This is a genomic window from Reichenbachiella sp. MALMAid0571 (assembly GCF_040151475.1).
Taxonomy (GTDB): domain Bacteria; phylum Bacteroidota; class Bacteroidia; order Cytophagales; family Cyclobacteriaceae; genus CAXBNB01.
Genome location: NZ_JBDKWG010000140.1, coordinates 21070 through 28217, shown reverse-complemented (window position 1 = coordinate 28217; position 7148 = coordinate 21070). Strand labels below are relative to the sequence as shown.

3 protein-coding genes are annotated in these 7148 nt (G+C 38.6%); all 3 read right to left on the bottom strand.

Annotation, left to right across the window (positions count from 1 at the left end):
* Positions 1-182: 182 nt before the first annotated feature.
* Complete coding sequence (locus AAOP42_RS16230; protein WP_349529599.1) at positions 183-1673, bottom strand: RagB/SusD family nutrient uptake outer membrane protein; 1491 nt, start codon at positions 1671-1673, stop codon at positions 183-185.
* 14 nt (positions 1674-1687) lie between these two features.
* Complete coding sequence (locus AAOP42_RS16225) at positions 1688-4729, bottom strand: SusC/RagA family TonB-linked outer membrane protein (RefSeq protein ID WP_349529598.1); 3042 nt, start codon at positions 4727-4729, stop codon at positions 1688-1690.
* A 155-nt stretch (positions 4730-4884) separates the two neighbouring features.
* Positions 4885-6795, bottom strand: a complete 1911-nt coding sequence (locus AAOP42_RS16220; RefSeq protein WP_349529597.1) for a RecQ family ATP-dependent DNA helicase — start codon at positions 6793-6795, stop codon at positions 4885-4887.
* Positions 6796-7148: the final 353 nt, after the last annotated feature.

Sequence of the window (7148 nt, the reverse complement as noted above, 5' to 3'; positions counted from 1 at the left end):
TTCAAAATCATATTTTTTTGCCGTCTATTTTGATAGCGGCCTTTATTATATTTACAATAGTATTTTACTCAGGGTAAAGATAAACGACAAGGCCGTCTTGTCAATAGTCTTTACCCTCTTTTATAAGGTGACAAAGTAGGGATAATCCTTTTTTTACTATATATGATAGATAAATACAAACCTCAATTCCCCCAGGTATCGGTCTCGGTCTGCGGAATGGGAAGTATGAATTTTTGACTAATGGCTGAGGATGTGCCAATTTTTCCCTGCCACCTCTTTAGGTCGTGGAAGATAATCCCTTCAAAGAGCAGTTCTCTTTTTCTTTCCAGAATCAGGCTGTCGTAGAAGGCAAAAGAAGTGAGGAAGTCTTCCTCAAGAAGCGTTGGCAACCCGGCTCTGTTGCGCACAAGGTTAAGGTCTGACAATGCTATTGGATCTATTACTTTAAAGTTTTTTTCATAGATGGCTTCAGCTCTTGAAAGATAAATTTCTGCTAATCTGACCTTGGGAATTACCCGATCCAGACGCATGTACTTTGATGAAGACAGTAAAGAAGTATTGAGTATATTGGTATAAAACGGAGTAACAATGTCTGCTGAAGTGGTGGAGGTATTTACATTGGTATTTACAACTCCACGCAGGTCAATACTACTGAAATTAGGGCCGTTAACTCTGGCAGGTGTTCTCAATGAAAACTCATAAACCCTCATTACACCTAATCCGCTTTCGGTCAGGGATGAATAATAATTGGGCAATCCACTTCCGGTTGATCTGTCTCCGGCACTAAATCCGGCAGTCTGCTGAATGGCAAAAATATCTTCCGAGCTGTTGGCAGTGTTGTTAAATGCTTCTACCGGAGTGTCTGCCAATTGAAATTCATGGGAATTGATAATGATATTGGCAAATCCTTCTGCAGCTTCGAAATCTCTTTTTTGCAGACTCATGCGCATTAAATAGGCCTGACAGGCATAATATGAAAGGTTTACATCATTTTTGGCTAAGCTTTCAAGCAGTGTACTTGCTGTTGTCAGGTCCTGCTCTGCCTGAATATATATTTCTGTCACTGTTGCCAGTTCAGGAGTTTCTATCTGTTTTACTTCCGTTATAGGTTCTGTTTTTAATGGAATAGCATCGTCATTTATAGTTATATCACTGTATTGTCCACCCCAAAGTCGTACCATTTCAAAATATAAAATGCCACGCATTGCCAGGGCTTCTCCCTGGATTTTACTTTTGGCCGAAGCATTGGTAACATTGTCAATATTGACAAGGATATTGTTTAGCGTATTGATCACTTCATAAGCCCTTCTCCAGTTGGCACTTACCCTGTCGTTGGTAGCCAGTATGTTTTTGTCCATAAAATTGGAGTAAGCAGATCCGTTTACATCGTCCCAACTGATTTCCAGGTTATTGCGCCGGGTCAGCAAAGTAGGAATAAGGGTGAAATCTCCCCCCATTAATTCCCCGCCTACTGATCCGTCATTGATGCCTCCAAAGCCATAATATGCTCCAATCAAAGCTCTCTCAATGTTTTCCTGCGTGTCGTAAATATCACCACTGATATTGCCTTCTGCTTCTATATCCAGTACTTCATCACACGATTGAATCGTTGTAAAAAGGAAGAATCCAATTAGAAAAATGATCGACTTTATAGATGTTTGTTCTGAATTCATCACCGTATTCATGTTTAAAGTCCAAGTTTGATTCCAGCCATAATGATTCTGGGTTGAGGTGCTGTGAAATTATCTATACCCCGACTTATGTTTTGACCTATAGTTCCATTCAATGGATCAGTATAATTCACATCAGGATCATATCCTATGTAGTTGCTGAAGGTTAAGAGATTTTGCCCTCCAATATAAACTTCCATGTTGTCCAATCCCCATTTGGTTACCAAACTTTCTGGAAGATGATAGGTAATGGTGAGGTTTTTTAACCTCGCATAACTTCCGTCTTGCAGCCATCTGGAAGATGGATTGGTGTTTTCCTGAACAGGATCAAGTACAGGGTAAAGAGCCTGGTCTCCGACATTGTACCATCTATCGGCCTGTGTAGCTGATTGACTCAGGTTCAAAATCCCACTGTTGGATAAAAACTCTCCGGTGGCATAGTACAAATCAACATCTCCAACAAATTGTATCAGGAAAGAAATGTCAAAATTCTTATAATGCATCGTATTGGTCAACCCACCAAAATATTTTGGGTTGGGGTCTCCCACTATTTGTCTTGGAGCCGATTCCCAATCGGTGGTTGTTCCTCCAAATCCATTGTCGTACAGAGCCTGTCCTGTTTGTTCATCTACTCCAGCATATTTTCTCATATAAAAAACACCTGCTGGTTGCCTTTCCAAGAATGCATTTACACCTACTATCAGGTTGTTTCCACCAAGGTCAGTAATTAAGTTGTCATTAAAAGATATATTGAAGTCTGTAGTCCAGGAAAAGTCAGGTGTTTCAATATTCACTGTCCCCACACCTATTTCCAATCCTATATTCTCCATAGAACCCAGATTTTTGAATACATTGGAAAATCCACTGGTTTGACTTACGGGGACAGGAAATAATAAATCGGTAGTCTTTTTCACATAATAATCGAAAGAACCAGTTATTCGATCAATAAATTCAAACTCAAAGCCCACATCCAATTGTGAGGTTGTTTCCCATTTCAAATCGGGGTTGGCAAGGTTTAGCAGTCCTATTCCCTTGCTTGTACCATATTGCAGGCTGTAGTAGTTGCTTCGGTATAGAAAATCATCCAAAGGAGTATTTCCTATCAGACCATAGCTTGCCTTAAATTTAAATAAGTTCATGAAATGCAGGTGAGAGACAGTAGGTTCTTTGCTCAAAAGCCAACTCGCTGATGCTGCCGGAAAAAAACCATACCTGTTTTTAGGCCCAAATTTAGAAGACCCATCTACACGACCACTAAGCTGAAAATTGAACCTTTCCATTAGGCCATAATTCAGCCTCCAGAAAGAAGAAGCAAAAACATTGCTGCCATTTGGAATGTCCATTTCAGTAAGCTCTGTATCTCCGGATTGAAGATTTTCCAAAGCAGAAATGCTATTGACCCGGGCAACTCTAAACGTAGATTCAACTGTCGTTTTTTGATATGATATTCCGGCTACTAATGAGAATTTATGATCCTGACCAAAGCTGGGTGAGTAGGTGAAGTAACTATTTCCTATGTAATTTCTGTATTCATTTTCTCCTAACTGTGATCTGCCTGTTAAGCTTCCTTCCCTCGTTTCGGGACCTTGCCTTCTTTCATCTCTTTGATTGCTGAAATCTATACCTCCGCTAATATCAAAAGACAGGTTGTTTAGTACGTCATATCTCAGGCCTAAACTTCCAACCACACTGTTGTTAAAACCTAAATTTTCAGAATTATGGATTTCTGTAAGTGGATTGTACTCAAGATTTCTCACTGTGAGATTATAATTATTGTTGGGGTCGAAGCTATCGGAAGGAGGGAGGACTATCGCTTGCAAAGGAGAACCCAAATCTTGTTCATCCAACAGTTTGTATTCTTTGGCGTGAATGTAATTCACACTCATATTGGCAGATAGTTTTGAAAATATTTTGCTGTTCAGCGACAGTGATCCATTGAGCCTATCATATTTATTTCCTACTAAAATACCTTCCTGAGTATTGTAAGAAACAGAAGTGTAGTAGTTGAATGCTTCTTTTCCTCCGCTTAAACCTATGTTAGCTTTATGGGATAAATCGGTTCGAAACACCTGTTTTTGCCAATCTGTATTGTGTGTGAGTTGGCTTATGAATGCTGGTAGCGTGATTTCATTGCCATTTGGAAAAACGATTCTATCGGTTCCGGATTTTTCCCATGCAGCCAGGTTTTCTTTGGTTACATATTGATCCAACTCCAATGCACTAGGCTCTGATCGAATTTGATACTCGATCAATTGTTGATTGTATTCATCAGCAGAATAAAGCTTCAGGTATTTGGGAGTTTGACTTACCCCCGCCTGATAATCAAAATCAATCTTCATTTTACCGTCCTTACCAGACTTTGTAGTGATGATGATTACCCCATTGGCTGCTCTCGATCCGTATATAGCTGCTGCGGAGGCATCTTTCAATATTTCCATCGAGGCGATATTGTTTGGGTTTAGGTTCGATTGGCTTCCCGAGCTCAAAGGCACTCCATCTATTACATACAGTGGATTGTTGGAATTAGAGAGTGTTGAACCACCCCTTACCCGCACTGTTGTAGCTCCTCCCAATTTGCCGCTGGAGTTTTGCACCATTAGCCCGGTTGCCATTCCCTGGCTGGATTGTTCGAGACTTACAAGAGGTGCAGGGGTTACTTCGTCGGTATTGATATGAGAGATACTGCTCGATAATTCTTCTTTCGATTGCCTGCCAAAACCAACTGTAACCTGATTTGATTTTTGGGAGGTAATCTCTCTACCTTCTTTTTTTACCAAAGAGATGTTTATTTCTTTTTTTCCTGCAACGAATACATTTTGAGAATGATAACCAAAGAGGCTGAAGGTCAGGTGCTCGTACCCATCGAAGAGGTTTATTTGATAAGATCCATCCTCTGCAGATAAAACTGAAACATCATTGTGGTCTATCTTTATCAGAACCCCCGGAATTCCTTCCTGAGTTTGTGAATCGGTAATTTTCCCATTCACGGTAATTTCCTGAGCGGACAATGAGGCATGAAATAATAAGCAACAGACCAGACAGATAAACAGTTTGTTCATATTAGGTTAGGTTTTCCAACTTAAAAATAGCTATTATCTCTTTTACAGCTAATTACTGACTTAATAATAATTAGTTTTTTTTAGTAAAATTGACATCCACTATAGAAATGTACTAAGGTTATGGTATGAAAATATCAGTGCCGGCACTGACAATATTAAGTTTTGGTTTTTACTCTTCCGTCTTCACTCAACTCAACCAAGCCCTTGTCCAATAAAGTCCTGAGTCCTTCAGTAAATTCAAAGTCATTTTTGATTCCTGATTCAGATTTGAGATGTGCTATACTCATCCAGTTTTCATTTGTATGTTTTTGGATATGTGTTTCTGTTTCTTCCACAATTGCATTTGCAGTCCTTTTTTTCTTTTCCTGAATGCATCTGTCGCACACTCCGCAGTTAAGGTAGGCAGTTTCATCAAAGTATTCCTGAAAAATTCGGGTTCGGCACTGAACCCTGTCCAACACGTAATCAATCATAGATTGTATTTTCTCCCCAACCACTTTTTTTCTATTTTCCAGTTCTTTTTTGTTAATGCTTAATTTACCAGAATCCAACCTGGGAGTTAGAAATGTCAACTGAGGTTTTTCTTTTATTTTGTCATAAATAAGAACATTGCTTTTGTGTAAAAATTCCAAATTGTTTGCAACATCCCTGGCAGATGATTTGGTCAACCTGGCCAGATCTGCCTCGTTGATTTTCATGAACTCCATATACAACTCTCCTCCATACAATCTAAGCAACCCCTTGATGAGCGGCTCCATTTTAGCATTTGCTATACAGTATCTATATAAATCTTCGTGATTTATAGTGAGCATCACCACACTGGGTTTGTAAAAACTCTCATTTAAAAGGATCAGACCCTGTTCTTCCAGTTTTTTTATGGCATGAAATGTTTCAAAGGAGTTTAGGTTATATGATTTTGAAAAAATATCCAGTTGAAAATCAAAACTTTGCCATTGGCTGCTTCCTACAGCCAGTTTGTAGAAGTTTGCCAAAGACTGATACACCCTTTTGAGGTATTCATAAGAAGGAAATGACCTGGCAAAATTCTCTTTAAGACGAAGAATATCCGCAGGATTATACAACATAACGGCATAGGCATTTTTTTCATCTCTCCCGGCTCTTCCGGCTTCCTGATAGTAGGCTTCTAGCGAATCAGGCAAATCAAAGTGGATGACTACTCTTACATCCGGTTTGTCTATACCCATACCGAATGCATTGGTTGCCACCATTACCCTGACCTTGTTTTGAATCCAGTTGTTTTGTTTTAGTGAACGTTCTTTTATGGTCAAGCCAGCATGGTAGTATTCCGAATTGATTCCATTTCTTGATAAGAGATAAGCTATCCGGACGGTCTCTTTTCTGCTCCTGACATAGATGATTGCTGAGCCTTTTACATTTTTTAAAATTTCAAATACCTTTTGTTCCTTATTTTCTAAATCAAAAACTGAATAGGAGATGTTTTTTCTGGCGAAACTTTTTTGAAAAACTTTTTCGTTGGAAAATTTCAGTTTCTCGATGATGTCACGTTTCACCACAGCTGTAGCTGTAGCTGTCAATGCGATTTTTTTCACCTCCCTTAGCAAGGAATAGATTTCCGATATTTCCAGATAAGACGGGCGAAAATCATAACCCCATTGAGAAATGCAATGCGCTTCATCTATGGCCAAAAGTGAAACATCCATTTCTGCAACCCGGCTTTGGAAAAGATCAGTTTTCAACCTTTCAGGAGAGACATATAGAAATTTAATTTTTCCATGAATGCAATTGTCCAATATGATATCGATCTCTCGTCGTGGCATACCGGAATAAATTGCATTTGCTGAAATACCTCTTTTTCTCAATTGCTCCACCTGATCTTTCATCAGTGCAATCAGCGGAGTGATGACAAGACATAGCCCGGGCAGACATAGTGCAGGAACCTGGAAACAAATGGATTTTCCTCCACCTGTAGGGAGTAAGGCAAGAGTATCTTTTCCTTCAATAACAGAATTAATTATTTCCTTTTGCGAGGAACGAAAAGCACTGAACTTCCAGTATTTATTCAGTATTGATAAAGGATCGTTCATCGTATTTCTGTTATACAGATTTGATAAGATTTTTTTGTTTTGAAGGATATAAAATCCAACTTATGCTGGAATCAGTTAGTAAAAATAATGAACAAACAAATTCTATTTTGTTCAAAGTACACAATTATAACAATGACTTTAAAGTTAAAGTGCTTTTGATTGGATTCATTAAAAGGAAATTAGAAATGTTTCCTGAAAATTAAGAGGTAGTAGAGATAAAGGAATTATAATAATAAAAGTGCCAATAATAACGAATATGGTATTAAATGGACATTTATTCAGGCTTGGCAGGAATTGTAAACTCTTTGGCAGAAACAATAAATGTAGATTGTGCTAATTTGTATCAGATAACT

Coding starts and splice junctions, on each gene's coding strand:
- AAOP42_RS16230 (WP_349529599.1), bottom strand. CDS start 1,673: ATGAATTCAGAACAAACATCTATAAAGTCGATCATTTTTCTAATTGGA.
- AAOP42_RS16225 (WP_349529598.1), bottom strand. CDS start 4,729: ATGAACAAACTGTTTATCTGTCTGGTCTGTTGCTTATTATTTCATGCC.
- AAOP42_RS16220 (WP_349529597.1), bottom strand. CDS start 6,795: ATGAACGATCCTTTATCAATACTGAATAAATACTGGAAGTTCAGTGCT.